We start from the raw sequence: 16,620 nt of genomic DNA on the forward strand, positions 1-16,620 counted from the left end.
TCGTCTACGGTTGGGGGCGTGAACTTCGAAGCGTACGCCCGGACCGGGGTTGACCTCGTCAACGCCCGCCTGGACGACCTCGACGACCTGCGGGCCCTCTTCCCCGACGACAACGCCTGGATGCGCGACGAGGTCGCGGAGCGGGACCTGGCGATCTTCCGGCGGGCGCGCAAGCGCCTGCGCGACATCTTCGAGTACGGCACCTCGGGGCGCGACGCCCAGGCGGTGGCCGAGCTGAACGCGCTGCTGGAGGCGTACCCGGTCCAGCCGCGCATCTCCGGGCACGACTTCGGCGACTGGCACATGCACGTCACCAGCCGGGGCGCGTCGGTGAGCGCGGAGTTCCTGGCCGGCGCGGTGTGGGGGCTGTCGGTCTGGCTCTGCGAGTACGGCAGCGCCCGGTTCGGCGTCTGCGCCGACGAGCGCTGCGGCAACGTCTACCTGGACACCTCGTCGAACTGCTGCCGGCGGTTCTGCTCGGAGCGCTGCGCGACCCGCTCGCACGTGGCCGCGCACCGGGCCCGCAAGCGCGCGGCGCTCGGCGAGCAGGTCACCGCCGGGGCGCTCACCCCGGTGAGCTGACCGCCCGAGGAGTCGTCGGGCGGGGCCCGGGGACGGGACGCCTCAGGCGTCGACCGGGGACGGGGCGGTGAGGTGGGCGCGGGCGAACGCCAGGGCCTCGCGCAGGTCGGCCTCGCGCACGGCGCGGCTCTTCGCCCCCCGTGTGGTGACCTCCACGGCGACCGAGCCGGTGAAGCCCCGCCCGGCCAGCGAGCGGAGCAGCTCCGCGCAGGGCTGGGTGCCGCGCCCCGGCACCAGGTGCTCGTCGCGCCCCTCGCCGGTGCCGTCGCCGAGGTGCACGTGGGCCAGGCCCGCGCCCATCCGGTCGGCCATCTCCAGCGAGTCGGTGTGCGACGCGGCGCAGTGCGACAGGTCCAGCGTGTAGGACGGGTAGCCGGTCTCGGTCGGGTCCCAACCCGGCAGGTACGGGACGAACTGCCGGCCGGCCATCCGCACCGGGTACATGTTCTCCACGGCGATGCGCAGGCCGGTGAAGCGGTCGGAGATGGTGGCGACCCCGTCGGCGAAGTTGCGGGCGTAGTCGCGCTGCCAGGTGAACGGCGGGTGCAGCACGACGGTCGGCGCCCCCAGGGTCTCGGCCAGCTCGGCGGCGCGGCGCAGCCGCTCCCACGGGTCGGGCGACCAGACCCGCTGGGTGACCAGCAGGCAGGGCGCGTGGACGGAGAGCACCGGCACGCCGTAGTGCTTCGCCAGGCCCTGCAGCGCGCCGGCGTCCTGGCTGACGGCGTCGGTCCAGACCATCACCTCGATGCCGTCGTAGCCGAGCTCCGCCGCCAGTTGGAAAGCCGCCGCGGTCCGCTCGGGGAAGACCGAGGAAGTCGACAGGAGCACCGGGACGCGGGAAGTCACATCAGCCAGCGTAGCCCGGTCGACGTTGCGGCAGCGTGACGCGCGCTCGCCGACTTCGTGACCGGCCGGGGAAGTCACATCGGCGAGAGCTGATCCAGCCGGCGCAGGATGACGCCCTCGCGCAGCGCCCACGGGCAGATGTCCAACGCCGGCACGTCGAGGCGGCGCAGCACCGCCTCGGCCACCACCGCCCCGGCCAGCAACTGGTGCGACCGCCCGGCGCCGACGCCCTCCAGCGCGGAGAGCTCCCGGGGCGGGATGTGCCGGACGAAGCCGAGGACCTGCCGCAGGCCGTCGCGGGTCAGGCTGCGGCGGGCCCACAGGCCCGCGCCGGAGGGGGCCGCCCCGGCCAGCCGGGCCAGGGTGCGGAACGTCTTCGAGGTGGCCACCGGGCGCTCCCAGCCCACCTCGGCCATCCGCCGCACCACCGGGTCGAGCAGCCCGTCGACGTACTCCCGCAGCTCCTCCACGGCCTCGGCGGACGGCGGGGCGGCGCTGTCCGGGTCGACGCGCAGCCGGTCGCGGGTCAGCCGGCCCGCGCCGAGCGGGAGGGAGATCGCGACGTCCGGGTACTCGTCGATGCCGGCGGCGATCTCCAGCGAACCGCCGCCGATGTCCAGCGCCAGCAGCCGGCCGGCGGACCAGCCGAACCACCGCCGCACCGCGAGGAACGTCAGCCGCGCCTCGTCGTCGCCGGAGAGCACCTCCAGCCGTACGCCGGTGGCGTCGCGGACCCGGGCCAGCACCTCGGCCGCGTTGGTGGCGTCGCGGACGGCGCTGGTGGCGAACGCGATCAGGTCGGCGGCGTCGAGCCCGGTGGCGGCGGCGCGGGCCCTCCCGACGGCCTCGACCAGCCCGTCCGCCCCGGCCTCGGTGAGCGCGCCGTCGGGGCCGATCTGCTCGACGAGGCGCAGCACCACCTTCTCCGAGTGCGCGGGCCAGGGGTGCGCCCCCCGGTGGGCGTCGACCACCAGCAGGTGCACGGTGTTGGACCCCACGTCGAGGACTCCCATTCGCATGCTGACGACACTAGGGCCTGACCGGTTCGTCGGCTCGGCGGTGGGACGGGGCGACCGCGCGTACGCTGGTCCGGGTGACGACCCAGATCGAGATCCAGGGCCTGGTCGACGACCCCGACGACCCGCGCAGCCGCGAGGTGGGGCTGGACTTCCCCCGGGAGTGGATCGAGTTCGTCGACCCGGCCGACGCCACCCACGTGGTCCGCGCCGACCTGACCTGGTTGCTCTCCCGCTGGACGTGCGTGTTCGGCCGGGGTTGCCACGGCATCGTCGCCGGTCGGGCCGCCGACGGCTGCTGCTCGCACGGGGCGTTCTTCACCGACGCCGACGACGAGAAGCGGGTCCGCGCGGCGGTGAAGCGGCTCACCCCGCAGACCTGGCAGCACTTCCGGCGCGGGTTTCGCAACTGGACCGCCGAGGACACCCTGGACGGGGAGAAACCGGCCCGGCGCACCGCCACCCGTGACGTCGACGCCCCGTGCGTCTTCCTCAACGACGCCGACTTCCCGGCCGGCGGCGGCTGCGCGCTGCACGCCCAGGCGCTGCGCGACGGGGTGCACCCGCTGGAATACAAGCCGGACGTCTGCTGGCAGCTGCCGGTGCGCCGGGACCAGGAGTGGCACAAGCGCCCCGACGACACCAAGGTGCTGATCTCCACCCTCGCCGAGTTCGACCGGCGGGGCTGGGGCGCGGGCGGGCACGACCTCGACTGGTGGTGCACCTCGTCGACGGACGCGCACGTCGGCGCCGAGCCGATGTACCTCTCGTACGGCCCGGAGCTGACCGCGCTGATCGGTGCCCCCGCGTACGCGAAGCTCGCCGAGCTCTGCGCGGCCCGGCTGCGCCAGGGTCAGGTGGCCCCGCACCCGGCCAGCGCCGGGGCTCACGGCTCGAACTTGTAGCCCAGCCCCCGGACGGTGACGAGGAAGCGCGGCGCGGAGGGCTCCGGCTCGATCTTCGAGCGCAGCCGCTTGACGTGCACGTCCAGGGTCTTGGTGTCGCCGACGTAGTCGGCCCCCCAGACCCGGTCGATGAGCTGGCCCCGGGTCAGCACCCGGCCGGCGTTGCGCAGCAGCAGCTCCAGCAGCTCGAACTCCTTGAGCGGCAGCGGGACGGCCGCCCCGGCGACCGTGACGACGTGCCGCTCGACGTCCATCCGCACCGGGCCGGCGGACAGGGTCGCCGTGCCCGACTCGGCCACCTCCGGGACCTGCCGGCGCAGCACCGCCCGGATCCGGGCGACCAGTTCCCGGGGCGAGTACGGCTTGGTCACGTAGTCGTCGGCGCCGATCTCCAGGCCGACCACCTTGTCGATCTCGCTGTCCCGGGCGGTGACCATGATGATCGGCACGGACGAGCGTTGGCGCAGCTGCCGGCACACCTCGGTGCCGGACATCTCCGGCAGCATCAGGTCGAGCAGCACGATGTCCGCGCCGGCCCGGTCGAACTCGGTGAGGGCCGCCGGGCCGGTGGCCGCGACCGAGACCTCGAAGCCCTCCCGGCGGAGCATGTACGACAGGGCGTCGGAGAACGACTCCTCGTCCTCGACCACCAGAACACGGCTCACGGGGTTCCTCTCATCGCTTCGGGGCCTGCCGCAGCGGCATCGGGGCCGGCCCCGATCCCACCCGGGGCCGGTGTCGCCGCGGCGTCCTGCGGTGGGCTGGCGGGTAGCCGGAGGGTGAACGTCGACCCACCACCAAGGGTGCTCGACACCTCGACCCGGCCGCCATGGTTGCTGGCGATGTGTTTGACGATGGCCAGGCCGAGGCCGGTGCCGCCGGTGGAGCGGGAGCGGGCCTGGTCGGCGCGGTAGAACCGTTCGAAGATCCGCTCGACGTCGGTCGGCGCGATGCCGATGCCCTGGTCGGCCACGGAGATGGCGACGTGTTCGCCCTCGGCGCGGGCGCTCAGCCGCACCGTGGTCTCCTCGGCCGAGTAGTTGATCGCGTTCTCGACGAGGTTGGCCACGGCGGTGGCGATCTGGGCGTCGCTGCCATGCACGGTCAGCCCGCGCTCGCCCGCGAAGGTCACCGCGACCCGGCGGGCGGCGGCGCTGATGCGCGTGCGGTCGAGGACCTCGGCGACCACCCAGTCCACCGCCACCGGCGCCGGCTCGGGCTGCGGCTCCGCGCCCTGGAGCCGGGTCAGCTCCAGCAGCTCCTGCACCAGCCGGCCCAGCCGGGTCGACTCGTGCTGGATGCGTTCGGCGAAGCGGCGCGCGGCCAGCAGGTCCTCGGGCAGGTCGGGGGCCGCCGCCCCGGCCGGCGCGGTGGCGTCCAGCAGCGCCTCGGCGAGCAGTTGCAGCGCGCCGATGGGGGTCTTCAGCTCGTGGCTCACGTTGGCCACGAAGTCGCGGCGGACCCGGGCCAGCCGGTGCGACTCGGTGACGTCGGCGGCCTCGACGGCCACGTGCCCACCGCCGACCGCCATCGCCCGCAGGTGCACGCCGAGCGGGCCGGGACCGACGATCTCGCGGCTGCGCGGCAGGTCGAGCTCGATCTCGCGGCGCACGCCCGTGCGCCGCACCTGCCCGGCCAGCGTACGGATCAGGGGGTGGGCCGCGACGGCACCGGGGGTTGCCCCGGCGCGGAGCAGCCCCATCGCCCGCGCGGCGGGGTTGACCAGGACCGGTGTGTCGTCGGGGCCGAGCACCACCACGCCGGCGCGCAGCGAGTCCACGGTCCGGCGGCCGAGGTCGGGAAGCGCGGTCGGCCTCCCCTGCGCCCCCGCCGGCCCGCCCCCGCTCGGGGCCGCAGTGCCGTCGCCCCGGTGCCGGGGGCGGGCGAGCCGGGGCAGCAGCGCACCGATGGCCGCCCCGGCCATCAGTGCCACGACCACCGCCGTCGGCACCGCCCACTCCACCTGGCGATCCTAGGGTCGTTGTCCGGCGGAGGTTCCCGCGACCTGGGAGAAGGCCGAGGCCCCGGCCCCATCCGGGGGTGCCGGGGCCTCGATCGGTGGGGTCAGCGGCCCTGGTTGGCGACCGCGGCGGCGGCGGCCTTGGCGGCGGTCGGGTCGAGGTACGTCCCGCCGACGGTCAGCGGGCGCAGCTGCGGGTCCAGGTCGTAGCGCAGCGGGATGCCGGTGGGGATGTTCAGCTTGGCGATCTCGGCGTCGCTGATCTGGTCGAGGTGCTTGACCAGGGCGCGCAGCGAGTTGCCGTGCGCCGCCACCAGCACCGTCCGGCCGGCCAGGACGTCCGGCACGATCGAGTCGTACCAGTACGGCAGCATCCGCTCGACGACGTCCTTGAGACACTCGGTGCGCGGCATCAGCTCGGTCGGCAGCAGCGCGTAGCGCGGGTCGCCGGCCTGCGAGAACTCGTCGTCGTCGGCGATCGGCGGCGGCGGGGTGTCGTACGACCGACGCCAGAGCATGAACTGCTCCTCGCCGTACTCCTCCAGGGTCTGCTTCTTGTTCTTGCCCTGCAGCGCGCCGTAGTGGCGCTCGTTGAGCCGCCACGACCGGCGCACCGCGATCCAGTGCCGGTCGGCGGCGTTCAGCGCCAGCTCGGCGGTGCGGATCGCCCGGCGCATGACGCTGGTGTGCACCACGTCCGGCAGCAGGTCGTGCTCGCGCAGCAGCTCGCCGCCGCGCCGCGCCTCGCCCTCGCCCTTGGCGGTCAGGTCGACGTCGACCCAGCCGGTGAAGAGGTTCTTCGCGTTCCAGTCGCTCTCGCCGTGCCGCAGCAGGACCAGCGTCCCCACGGTGGGCCCTTCGCTCGCAGTCATGCCGATCATCCTGCCGCACGCCCCCGGCGGACACGCGGCGACCCGGGGTGACGACCACCACGGGGTATTCGGGATGACCGGCGCACCGGGCCGCCCCTAGGTTGTAAGGCGCGTTACGGATGGCGAGCATTACCGGGGGGCGGGGGCGGGGCGTGCGGGCGATACGGGGATGGTTCCGGGAGACCACGGGCGGGCTGCCGAGCACCTTCTGGTACCTCTGGGCGGGCACCCTGATCAACCGGCTCGGCGCGTTCGTGCTCATCTTCCTGGCCATCTACCTCACCCAGGAGCGGGGCTTCGACGAGTTCGCGGCCGGCCTCGTGATCAGCCTCTACGCGGCCGGCGGGGCGGTCGGCACCACGCTGGGCGGGACGCTGGCCGACCGGTGGGGCCGGCGGCCGACGCTGCTCACCGCCCACCTCGGGGCGGCCGGCATGATGCTGGCCCTCGGCTTCGCCCGGGAGTTCTGGGTGATCGCCGCCGGGGCGCTGCTGCTCGGCCTCTTCGCCGAGGCGGCCCGGCCGGCGTTCAGCGCCATGATGGTCGACGTGGTGCCGGAACGCGACCGGCTGCGCGCGTTCTCCCTGAACTACTGGGCCATCAACCTCGGCTTCGCCGGCGCGGCGCTCCTCGCCGGCTTGGCCGCCGAGGTCAGCTACCTGCTGCTCTTCCTGGTCGACGCGGCCACCATCCTGGCCACCGCCGTGCTCATCTTCCTGAAGGTGTCGGAGAGCCGCGTGCCGACCCGCGCCGCCCCGGTCGCCGCCGGCTCCCCCCGGCCCCGGGGCGCGCTGCGCACCCTCGCCGCCGACCGGATCTACCTGGGCTTCGTCGCCCTCAACCTGCTCAGCGCGGTGGTCTTCCTCCAGCACGTCTCGATGCTGCCGATCGCGATGAGCGACGACGGGCTGGGCCCCTCCACGTACGGGTCGGTGCTCGCGCTCAACGGGGTGCTCATCGTGGCCGGGCAGCTCTTCGTTCCCCGGCTGATCCGGGGGCGCAGCCGCTCGCACGTGCTCGCCCTGGCCGCCGTGGTGATGGGGGTCGGCTTCGGGCTGACCGCGTTCGCCGGCACCGTCTGGCTCTACGGCCTGACCGTGCTGATCTGGACCCTCGGCGAGATGCTCCAGTCGCCTTCCACCTCCACCCTGATCGCCGAGCTCTCCCCCGCCGAGCTGCGCGGCCGTTACCAGGGCGCCTTCTCGCTCTCCTGGCAGATCGCCGGGGTCGCCGCCCCGCTGCTCGGCGGCCTGGTCCGGCAGCAGGCCGGCAACGGCGCGCTCTGGCTGGGCTGCGCGGGCATCGGCGCGGTGGTGGCCGTGGCCCACCTGGCCTCCGGCCCCGCCCGGGAGCGGCGGGCCGTCGCGCTGCGTCCGCCGGCCGAGCCGGTCGCGCCGGTCACCGCCGTGCCGCAGGCGGCCGAGGCCGCGGCGAGCGCCCCCGCCGAGCCGGTCGGACCCACCACCGACGGGTACGCCCCGACGCGGTGACCGGGGAGAACCTGGCGCAACGCAAAGCGCCCACCGGGACCTGTGATCCCGGTGGGCGCTCGCCCGTGCCCGGCGGCGGCGGGCGACACTCACCCCCGTAAGCGTCGCCCGCTCGCGCCGCCGGTTCCCACGGATGGCGCCGTCCCCCAACGGCGTGATCCACCCGTTTCCTACGCCTCGCCCGTGCACGGATCTGATCGATCCACCGCTCCCCCGAACGGTTGCGAGCGCGACGCGGTGCAATAAAGCTAGTTCGGCCCGAATGCTGATTCAACCCGGATCCGCGGTATGTCTCGCCGGTCACAGATCGTCGCCGGAACTCGGGCCTACGCTTCTCCGATCTGGCCCGCAGCGCGGTCTCGACTGCAGCCAACAGGGTCTACCCCGCCGGCATTCCCGCAAACCTCAGCCGTCCTCACGATCGGGTGACTCGGTGCGGAAGAAATTGCTCGGCCGGCCGTCCCGCAACCGCTCCTGGTAGATCAGATTCAGCCGGCGGGCATCGAACGTCGCAAACCACTCGTCCCAGGTGATTTCGCGGATCCGGCTGCTCTCCCGATAACCCGGCATGTTGAACGTCAACACCCCCGGCCGGCCGTCCCGCTCGGTCCCGGCGATCGTGGCCGGCCGCGCGTCGCGCTCGCCCGCCCAGCGCCGGATCACCTCGTGGTTCGTGGTGACCAGGCTGCGCCCGGGGCGCTCCGGCCGGTCCTGGAGCGAGGTGATCGGCTGCGACGAGCGCACCGACCGGGACGACGATCTCCCGGTCCGCACGGCCGACGCCTGCCGACCCGGGGCGGCCTTCGCCCGCGCCGGAGCCGCCTTCGCCCGCGAAGAGGTCGCCCTCGCCCGCGCGGGAGCGGCCTTGGCCCGCGAAGAGGTCGCCCTCGCCCGAGCCGGGGCCGCCTTCGCCCGAGTGGGCGCGGCCTTCGCCCGCGCCGGAGCCGCCTTCGCCCGCGCCGGAGCCGCCTTCGCCCGCGCCGGGGTCGCCTTCGCCCGCGCGGGGGTCGCCTTCCCCCGAGTGGGCGCGGACTTGGCCCGCGCCGGGGCCGCCTTCGCCCGAGTGGGCGCGGACTTGGCCCGCGCGGGGGTCGCCTTGGCCCGTGCCGGGGCCGCCTTCTTCGCCCGCGCCGGGGCGGCCTTGGCCCGTGCCGGGGCCGCCTTGCGCGTGCCCCCGGTGGCCCGCGAGCCGGTGGTCGTGGTCTTCGTGGCGCGGGCCCGGCCCGCCGGGCCCGCGCTGCCCCGCGCCGCGCCGCCGGAGCGGCCCTCGGCGCGCAGCGTGCGGGCCAGGGTCTTCACCAGTTCCGGCTTGCGCAGCGCGGAGAGACCCGAGACACCACGGCGGCGCAGTTGGCCACGGATGTCGTCGACCTTCATCCGGGAGAGCTGCGACTCGGAGGTCTCCGGGGTGTTCGGCGTCTGGTTGCCCGCCTGCCGCTTGGTCCTGGTCGCGGTCCCGCCGCGACCCGAGCTGTTCCGCTGAGCCATGGACGCTCACGCTCCTCGACAGTCCGTCCTCGGCGCGCGGTCGATCCCGTCTGCCGCACCGCGCGGTGCGGCATACCCGTCAGGACGGCTCCGAACCACCCGCCGCCGGGGAGGGCTCGAAGAGGTGCGCGAACGCGGCCAGGTTGGCCGTGGACTCGCCACGCTTGACCCGCCACTCCCACTCGCGGCGGATGGCGCCGCCGAAGCCGATCTCCAACATGGTGTCGAAGGACTCGTCGGCGTACGTCAGGACGGCGCCGAGCAGCCGGTCCAGCTCGTCGGCGTCCATCCCGCGCAGGTTGACCCGGCCGGTCAGGTAGACGTCACCGGCGGCGTCGATGGAGAACGAGACGCCGTACATCCGGGCGTTGCGTTGCAGCAGCCACGCCCAGAGCTCCTCGCGCCGCTCGTCGGGCTGGCGCATCACGAACGCCTCGACCCGCAGCGCGTGCTCGCCGACGATGAGGTTGCAGATCGTCTTGAGCTTGTGGGTGCCGGGCAGGGTGACCGCGTAGGACGCCTCGCCGGTGGGCTCGACGGCCAACTCCCGCTCCGCGCAGACCGACTCGATCAGGGCGGCGACTTCGCTCTTCGCGCTCATCCGCCCCACTCTACGGCCGCGCCCGCCGGCCGCATCCCCACCGCTGCGGCGTCACCAGGAACAGGAGAGGGCGGTGTCGGCGGCGAGCCGGGCGGCCAGCCGGGCCCGGTGCTCGACCATCGCCTCCCCGTAGACGGTGAGCAGGTGCGCCACGGTGCGGTCCCAGGAGAACTGCCGGGCGTGCTGCTCGGCGCCCAGGCCGAGGGCGGCCCGGCGGGCCGGGTCGGGCAGCAGGCGGGCCAGCACCCGCGCCCACTCGGTCGGGTCGTGGCCGTCGACGAGCACCCCGCTGGTCTGGTCCCGCACGGCGGTGACCAGGCCGCCCACGGCGGCGGCCAGCACCGGGGTGCCGCAGGCCTGGGCCTCCAGGGCGACCAGCCCGAACGACTCGTTGTGCGACGGCACCGCGACCAGGTCGGCGGCCCGGTACACGGCCGGCAGGTCGCCGCCGGTGCGCGGCGGCAGGAAGCGCACCCGGTCGGCGACGCCGAGCGAGGCGGCCAGCTCGATCAGGGCCGTCGGCCGGTCCAACCCGCTGCCGCTGGGCCCGCCGACGATCACCACGGTCAGCTCGTCGGCCAACAGCGGGTCACGCTCCCGCAGCGCGGCGGCGGCGCGGATCAACACGTCGGGGGCCTTCAGCGGCTGGATCCGGCCGACGAAGGCCACCACGTACCCGTCGGTGGGCAGCCCCAGGCGGCGGCGGGCCGCCAGCGTCGCGGCCCGCCGGTCCCCGGTGGGGGGCCGGAACCGGGCCAGGTCGACGCCGGGCTCGACCACGGCGACCCGGGCCGGGTCGGCGTCGTAGCGGTGCAGCAGGTCACGGGCCTCGACCTCGGTGTTGGCGATCAGCCGGTCGGCCTCGGCGACGACCTGTTCCTCGCCGATCACCCGGGCCTTGGGCTCCGGGCGGTCACCGGCCGCCAGTCGGGCGTTCTTCACCTTGGCCAGGGTGTGCGCGGTGTGCACCAGGGGCACCCCCCAGCGCTCCTTGGCCAGCCAGCCGACCTGACCGGAGAGCCAGTAGTGGGAGTGGATCAGGTCGTAGTGGCCCGGCGGACGGGCCGCCTCGGCCCGCAGCACCCCGGCCGTGAACGCGCAGAGCTGACCGGGCAGCTCCTCCTTGGTCAGCCCTTCGAGCGGGCCGGCGGTGACGTGCCGGACGTGCACGCCGGGGGCCATCTCGACCACCGGCGGCAGGTCGCCGGAGGTGGCCCGGGTGAAGATCTCCACCTCGACGTCGGCCTCGGCCAGCCGGCGGGCGACCTCCAGGATGTAGACGTTCATCCCGCCCGCGTCGCCCGTGCCGGGCTGGTGCAGGGGTGAGGTGTGCACCGACAGGGTGGCGATGCGCCGGGGCCGGGGCCACGGCCGGGCACCGCGCTGACGACCGACACCGGTGTGCAATTCCGCCACGTCCGCTCCCTCTGTCACGGTTGATGCCGTCCCGCACGACCGGCGCTCCTCGGTCAACCCACGCGCCGGGTGCCATCTTCCCCATCGGGCAACGGAAATGCCCCAGGTCGGCCGCCAGGCGTGACGGACCTCATCGGCGCCGCCGACCGGCCCGCCGACGTGGGGCCGTCCGGCGGGGGTGAGAATGGCCCGATGACCTCTGTCGCGATCGTCACCGGGGCGTCCAGCGGGATCGGCGCGGCCACCGCCCGCCGCCTGGCCGCCGAGGGCTTCCACGTGCTCGCCGCCGCCCGGCGGGCCGACCGGCTGGCCGAGCTGGTCGCCGGCATCGAGGCGGCCGGCGGCGCGGCCACCGCCGTACCGTGCGACGTCACCTCCGACGAGTCGGTCGCCGGCCTGGCCGAGGCCGCCGCCGCGGCCCCCGGGCCGGTCACCCTGCTGGTCAACAACGCCGGTGGCGCCCGGGGGCTCGACCCGGTCGAGTCCGGCTCGGTGGGCGACTGGCAGTGGATGTACGACGTCAACGTGCTCGGCACCCTGCGGGTCACCCAGGCGCTGCTGCCCGCCCTGGAGCGCTCCGGGGCCGGCACCATCGTGATCGTCTCCTCCACCGCCGGCCACGTCGTCTACGAGGGCGGCGGCGGTTACGCCGCCGCGAAGCACGCGCAGACCGCCGTCGCCGGCACGCTGCGCCTCGAGCTCTGCGGTCGCCCCCTCCGGGTGGTCGAGATCGACCCGGGGATGGTGCGTACCGACGAGTTCTCGCTGGTCCGCTTCGACGGCGACGCCGACCGGGCGGCGTCGGTCTACGCGGGGGTGGCCGAGCCGCTGGTCGCCGACGACGTGGCCGACTGCATCGCCTGGTGCGCGACCCGCCCTCCGCACGTCAACGTCGACCGGCTGGTGGTCCGCCCGCTGGCCCAGGCCGCCCAGCACAAGGTGCACCGGGTCGGCTCGTGAGGCGCGGGCGGTGAACCGGGCCGCCCGCGCGCCCGGCCGGGGGCGGCGCGGATGAGGCCGCAGGGCGTGGTCACCCGGGGCACCACGAACCCGAACCGGCTGCGCCGGGTCGACAACTGGCTCGTCGAGACCTGCGGCGACCGGCTGCGGGCGGCGGCCGACCCGCTGGTGGTGGACCTGGGCTACGGCGCCAGCCCGGTCACGGCCGTGGAGCTGCGCGCCCGGCTGGCCGCCGGGGTGCGCGCGGACGTCCGGGTGGTCGGGTTGGAGATCGACCCGGTCCGGGTGGCCGCCGCCCAGCCGTCCGCCGACCCGCCGGGCCTGACCTTCGCCCGGGGCGGCTTCGAGCTGGCCGGGCTGCGGCCGGCCCTGGTCCGAGCGTTCAACGTCCTACGCCAGTACGACGAGGGCGAGGTCGCCGACGCCTGGCGGACGGTCACCGACCGGCTGGCCCCGGGCGGGGTGCTGGTCGAGGGCACCTGCGACGAGCTGGGGCGGCTCGGCGGCTGGCTGCTGGTCGACGCCGACGGCCCGCGCACCCTCACCCTGGCCGCGCGGCTCGGCTCGCTGGGCAGCCCGGCCGAGCTGGCCGAGCGGCTGCCGAAGGCGCTGATCCACCGCAACGTGCCGGGCGAGCGGATCCACGACCTGATCCGCGCCCTGGACGACGCCTGGCGGGCCGCCGCCGCGTACGCCCCGTTCGGCCCCCGGCAGCGCTGGCTGCACACGGTCGAGGCGGTCCGCGCGGCCGGCTGGCCGGTCCTGCCCGGCCCGCGCCGCTGGCGTCACGGCGAGCTGACGATCCCCTGGCCGGCGGTGCGGCCCGGCTGAACCCGCCGGGGCCGGCGGTCCCGCCGGCCCCGACCGGGCGGGCTGACCCCACCCGGCCGACCCCGACCGAGTGGACTGAACCCGCCCGGCCGATCCCGGCGGGCGGGGGTCAGAGGGCGCAGTTGACCAGGACGGGTTCCGGGTGCAGGGGGACGCCGAAGCGGGCGTGCACGCCGTCGCGGATGTCCCGGGCCAGGGAGAGCAGGGCGGCGGTGCTGGCGGTGCCCGTGCGGTTGGTCAGGGCCAGGGTGTGCTTGCCGGAGATGGCCACCCCCTCGGGGCCGGGGTGGCCCTTGGCGAAGCCGGCCTTGTCGATCAGCCAGGCCGCGCTGACCTTGACCGTGTCGCCGGCCCCCGGCCAGTGCGGCGGCTCGCCCAGCTCGGCGGCGCGCTCGCGGAGCAGCTCGTAGGCCGCGCCGCTGAGCACCGGGTTGGTGAAGAAGGAGCCCACCGACCAGGTGTCCGGGTCGGCGTCGTCGAGGACCATGCCCTTGCCGGCGCGCAGCCGCAGCACGGTGGCCCGCGCGTCGGCCAGCGGCACCCGGTCGCCGACGGCGACGCCGAGGGTGCGGGCCAGCTCCGCGTAGCGGACCGGGGCGCTGAGCGGTGAGCGGGTCAGCCGGAAGTCGACGGAGAGCACCACCCAGCGCTCGCTGTACTTGAAGATGCTCGACCGGTACGCGAAGCCGCAGTCGGCGGCGGCGATGCGGCGCACGTCGTCGACGTCGCGGTCGTACACCTGCACGCCGGTGATCGTCTCGGCGACCTCCTGGCCGTACGCGCCGACGTTCTGGATCGGGGTGGCGCCGGCCGAGCCGGGGACGCCGGAGAGGCACTCCAGCCCGGACCAGCCGTTGGCGACGGTCGCGGCGACCAGGTCGTCCCACGGCTCGCCGGCCTCGACGCGTACGGTCACGGTCTCGGCGTCCTCGGCGACCACCCGCAGCCCACGGGAGCGCACCAGCACGACGGTGCCGGGGAAGCCGACGTCGCCGATCACGACGTTGCTGCCCCCGGCGAGGAGCAGCGCCGGTTCGTCCCGCAGCCGCGCCTGGCGCACCTTTTGTACGATCTCCTCGGCGCTGACCGCGGTCTCCACCCGCCTCGCCGCGCCGCCGAGCCGCAGGGTGGTGTATCTCGCCAACCGAGTCGGGTCGGTGGCGCGGGTTCCGGTGCCCGGGTGGGCACTAACATCTGACACGCCTTTCACCCTAGGCTGAGGGGGAGCCGCGACACCCACTGGTGGCGCGGTCGCCCGGGAGGATCCCTGATGAGCAGACTGCACGGCACGAAGGACTTCTGGATCGGCGCGCTCCGGGCGGAGGGGCCCGCGTTCGCCGCCGCCGTCGCGGAAGCTCCTCCGGAGACACCCGTGCTCTCCTGCCCCGGCTGGACCATCAACGACCTGACCATGCACCTGGGCGAGGCGTACCGCCGGGCGCAGATCCTGGCGACCTGCGGCAGCACCACCCGGCCGGTGGGGCTGGAAGACTACGAGCCGCCCGCCGGGCTGAGCCCGCTGGAGTTCTGGCAGCAGGGGTACGACCGGCTGATGACCACGTTCGACGGGCTGGACCCGGAGGCGCCGGCGTGGAACTTCGCGCCGCAGCCGAAGAAGGCGGGCTTCTGGCCGCGTCGGATGGCGCACGAGACGGCGGTGCACCGCTGGGACGCCCAGCTCGCCATCGCCGCCGGTGAGCCGATCGAGGCCAAGCTCGCGGCCGACGGGGTGAGCGAGGTGCTGGACACCTGGCTGCCCGCCGGCCGGCGGCAGGCGACCGGCTCGTGGCACGGGGTGGTGCACCTGACCGCGACCGACGCCGGCCAGGAGTGGTATCTGCGGCTGCGCGGCGAGGGGGTGGCGCTGCTGGACACCGCCACGATCCTCGACCACGACCAGCACCACGCCCGCGCCGAGGTCAGCGGGACGGCCAGCGACCTGCTGCTGGCCCTGATGGGCCGGATCGGTTTCGACACCCTCGGCGTGGTCGGGGACCGGGGCCTGCTCACCGGGCTGCGCGCCGGCTGACGCCCGCGCCGTAAGCACCACGCCAGAGGGGTCCTCCGCGACTGGGGGACCCCTCTGGCGTGTGTCGGAAATCGACTGAGAGCGCTCTCTTGACAATCGGTGAGCGAGAGACCACCCTCTTGTGAGAGCGCTCTCTCGGCTCTTGTCGAGTCCGTCCCGTCCCTGGTCACGACTCATCCTCGGCAATCCAGCTTCATACGCAGTCAACCACCCCGCACGACCTGAGAGGGGTCCGAGAACCAATGGGTGTCTTTTCGCGCCGCCGCCTCGCCGCCGTGGCCCTCGTCGCGGCCACCGCGCTGCTCACCACCGTCGGCTGCGGCTCGGACGAGCCCGCCGAGGGCGGGCCGGTCACGCTGACCGTCGACGTCTTCGGCCAGATGGGCTACGCCGAGCTCTACAAGGAGTACATGGCCGCCCACCCCGACGTGAAGATCGTCGAGCGGGGCACCGGGGGCAACCTCGACGAATACTCGCCGAAGCTCACCCAGTGGCTCGCCGCCGGCAAGGGCGCGGGCGACGTGGTGGCCATCGAGGAGGGCCTGCTGGTCGAGTACAAGGCCAACCCGCAGAACTTCGTCAACCTCCTCGACCACGGCGCGGCCGAGCTCAAGGGCAACTTCCTGGACTGGAAGTGGAACCAGGGGCTGACCGCCGACGGCAAGCAGCTCATCGGCCTCGGCACCGACGTCGGCGGCATGGCGATGTGCTACCGCACCGACCTCTTCGCCAAGGCCGGGCTGCCGACCGACCGGGAGGCGGTGTCGAAGCTCTGGCCGACCTGGCAGGACTACGTCGCCACCGGCGAGAAGTTCAAGGCCGCCAACACCGGGGCGTCCTTCCTCGACGCGGCGACGAACATCTTCAACACCATCGTGCTGCAGACCGCCGGCAACGCGCAGGGCTACCACTACTACGACACCAGCAACAACCTGGTGGTCGACACCAACCCGGCCGTGAAGCAGGCCTGGGACACCACGATGGACATCGTCGACTCGGGCCTGAGCGGCAAGTACGGCTCCTGGTCGGAGGAGTGGGTCTCGGCCTTCAAGCAGGCCAAGTTCGCCACCGTCGCCTGCCCGGCCTGGATGACCGGCGTCATCGAGGGCCACGCCGGCCCGGCCGCCAAGGGCAAGTGGGACATCGCCCAGGTGCCCGGCAACGGCGGCAACTGGGGCGGCTCCTTCCTGGCCGTGCCGAAGCAGAGCAAGCACCAGGCCGAGGCGATCGAGCTGGCGAAGTTCCTGACCAGCGCCAAGGGCCAGATCGGGGCGTTCAAGGCCAAGGGCCCGCTGCCGTCGAGCCCGCAGGCGCTGGACGACCCGGCCGTGGCCGACTCGAAGAACGCGTACTTCTCCGACGCCCCGGTCGGCAAGATCTTCGCGGCCGGCGCGAAGAGCCTCAAACCGGTCTACATGGGCCCGAAGAACCAGGCCGTCCGCACCGAGGTCGAGAACGCGGTCCGCACGGTCGAGCTCGGTCAGCGCGACCCCGCCCAGGGCTGGACCGACGCGGTCAACAACGCCAAGAAGGCCGCCGCCAAGTAGGCCCAACCCGGCGTGCGGGCGGGGCTCCGGCGTCCTGCGGAGCCCCGCCCGCGCCGCGAAAGGAGTGACCGGGC

General features: G+C 74.5%; 16 protein-coding genes. 7 read left to right on the plus strand and 9 right to left on the minus strand.

From position 1 onward, the window contains the following. Window positions 1-18: 18 nt before the first annotated feature. Window positions 19-582, plus strand: a complete 564-nt coding sequence (locus tag ACLQ2V_RS02515; protein WP_425716672.1) for a CGNR zinc finger domain-containing protein — start codon at window positions 19-21, stop codon at window positions 580-582. Between the two features lie 42 nt (window positions 583-624). On the opposite strand, the gene ACLQ2V_RS02520 is transcribed toward ACLQ2V_RS02515, so the two are convergent. Then, on the minus strand, window positions 625-1,431 hold the full coding sequence (locus ACLQ2V_RS02520; protein WP_425716673.1) for a sugar phosphate isomerase/epimerase family protein: 807 nt from the start codon (window positions 1,429-1,431) through the stop codon (window positions 625-627). Window positions 1,432-1,505: 74 nt separating this feature from the next. Further along, on the minus strand, window positions 1,506-2,450 hold the full coding sequence (locus tag ACLQ2V_RS02525) for a Ppx/GppA phosphatase family protein (protein ID WP_425716674.1): 945 nt from the start codon (window positions 2,448-2,450) through the stop codon (window positions 1,506-1,508). A 74-nt stretch (window positions 2,451-2,524) separates the two neighbouring features. Here ACLQ2V_RS02525 and ACLQ2V_RS02530 point away from each other — a divergent pair, with 74 nt between their 5' ends. Next, window positions 2,525-3,352 (plus strand): hypothetical protein, encoded by an 828-nt coding sequence (locus tag ACLQ2V_RS02530; protein ID WP_425716675.1) that lies wholly within the window; start codon window positions 2,525-2,527, stop codon window positions 3,350-3,352. On the opposite strand, the gene ACLQ2V_RS02535 is transcribed toward ACLQ2V_RS02530, so the two are convergent. The 3 genes from ACLQ2V_RS02535 to ACLQ2V_RS02545 all read right to left on the minus strand — a co-directional run bounded on the left by ACLQ2V_RS02535 (window position 3,334) and on the right by ACLQ2V_RS02545 (window position 6,184). After that, on the minus strand, window positions 3,334-4,017 hold the full coding sequence (locus tag ACLQ2V_RS02535; protein WP_425716676.1) for a response regulator: 684 nt from the start codon (window positions 4,015-4,017) through the stop codon (window positions 3,334-3,336). The genes ACLQ2V_RS02530 and ACLQ2V_RS02535 overlap by 19 nt on opposite strands. Further along, on the minus strand, window positions 4,014-5,315 hold the full coding sequence (locus tag ACLQ2V_RS02540) for a sensor histidine kinase (protein ID WP_425716677.1): 1,302 nt from the start codon (window positions 5,313-5,315) through the stop codon (window positions 4,014-4,016). Before ACLQ2V_RS02540 ends, ACLQ2V_RS02535 begins: the two co-directional genes overlap by 4 nt. Window positions 5,316-5,416: 101 nt before the next feature. Then, the gene (locus ACLQ2V_RS02545) at window positions 5,417-6,184 is read right to left on the minus strand and encodes a phosphoglyceromutase (protein WP_425716678.1); all 768 of its coding nucleotides are present in this window, start codon (window positions 6,182-6,184) and stop codon (window positions 5,417-5,419) included. A 152-nt stretch (window positions 6,185-6,336) separates the two neighbouring features. Between ACLQ2V_RS02545 and ACLQ2V_RS02550 the strand changes: the two genes are divergently transcribed. After that, window positions 6,337-7,674: an MDR family MFS transporter gene (locus ACLQ2V_RS02550; RefSeq protein WP_425716989.1), complete on the plus strand. Its 1,338-nt coding sequence runs from the start codon at window positions 6,337-6,339 to the stop codon at window positions 7,672-7,674. A 405-nt stretch (window positions 7,675-8,079) separates the two neighbouring features. Here the strand turns inward: ACLQ2V_RS02550 and ACLQ2V_RS02555 are convergent, their stop codons facing one another. The 3 genes from ACLQ2V_RS02555 to mshA form a co-directional block, all read right to left on the minus strand. After that, window positions 8,080-8,952 (minus strand): hypothetical protein, encoded by an 873-nt coding sequence (locus ACLQ2V_RS02555; protein ID WP_425716990.1) that lies wholly within the window; start codon window positions 8,950-8,952, stop codon window positions 8,080-8,082. 289 nt (window positions 8,953-9,241) lie between these two features. Next, a complete protein-coding gene (locus ACLQ2V_RS02560; RefSeq protein ID WP_425716679.1) occupies window positions 9,242-9,763 on the minus strand; it encodes a YbjN domain-containing protein in 522 nt (173 codons plus the stop codon). A gap of 51 nt (window positions 9,764-9,814) precedes the next feature. After that, window positions 9,815-11,179: a D-inositol-3-phosphate glycosyltransferase gene (gene mshA / locus ACLQ2V_RS02565; RefSeq protein WP_425716680.1), complete on the minus strand. Its 1,365-nt coding sequence runs from the start codon at window positions 11,177-11,179 to the stop codon at window positions 9,815-9,817. Between the two features lie 192 nt (window positions 11,180-11,371). Here mshA and ACLQ2V_RS02570 point away from each other — a divergent pair, with 192 nt between their 5' ends. Beyond that, window positions 11,372-12,139: an SDR family NAD(P)-dependent oxidoreductase gene (locus ACLQ2V_RS02570; RefSeq protein WP_425716681.1), complete on the plus strand. Its 768-nt coding sequence runs from the start codon at window positions 11,372-11,374 to the stop codon at window positions 12,137-12,139. A 51-nt stretch (window positions 12,140-12,190) separates the two neighbouring features. Then, on the plus strand, window positions 12,191-12,970 hold the full coding sequence (locus ACLQ2V_RS02575; protein WP_425716682.1) for a class I SAM-dependent methyltransferase: 780 nt from the start codon (window positions 12,191-12,193) through the stop codon (window positions 12,968-12,970). A gap of 109 nt (window positions 12,971-13,079) precedes the next feature. Here ACLQ2V_RS02575 and ACLQ2V_RS02580 read toward each other — a convergent pair whose 3' ends face one another. Then, window positions 13,080-14,171, minus strand: a complete 1,092-nt coding sequence (locus ACLQ2V_RS02580) for a UDP-N-acetylmuramate dehydrogenase (protein WP_425716683.1) — start codon at window positions 14,169-14,171, stop codon at window positions 13,080-13,082. A 69-nt stretch (window positions 14,172-14,240) separates the two neighbouring features. Between ACLQ2V_RS02580 and ACLQ2V_RS02585 the strand changes: the two genes are divergently transcribed. After that, window positions 14,241-14,999, plus strand: a complete 759-nt coding sequence (locus tag ACLQ2V_RS02585) for a maleylpyruvate isomerase family mycothiol-dependent enzyme (protein WP_425716684.1) — start codon at window positions 14,241-14,243, stop codon at window positions 14,997-14,999. 242 nt (window positions 15,000-15,241) lie between these two features. After that, window positions 15,242-16,546 carry an ABC transporter substrate-binding protein gene (locus ACLQ2V_RS02590; RefSeq protein ID WP_425716685.1) on the plus strand — a complete coding sequence of 435 codons (1,305 nt, stop codon included), beginning with the start codon at window positions 15,242-15,244 and terminating at the stop codon, window positions 16,544-16,546. The last annotated feature ends 74 nt before the right edge of the window (window positions 16,547-16,620 follow it).

It is taken from the genome of Micromonospora sp. DT233 (assembly GCF_049841815.1).
GTDB lineage: Bacteria > Actinomycetota > Actinomycetes > Mycobacteriales > Micromonosporaceae > Micromonospora.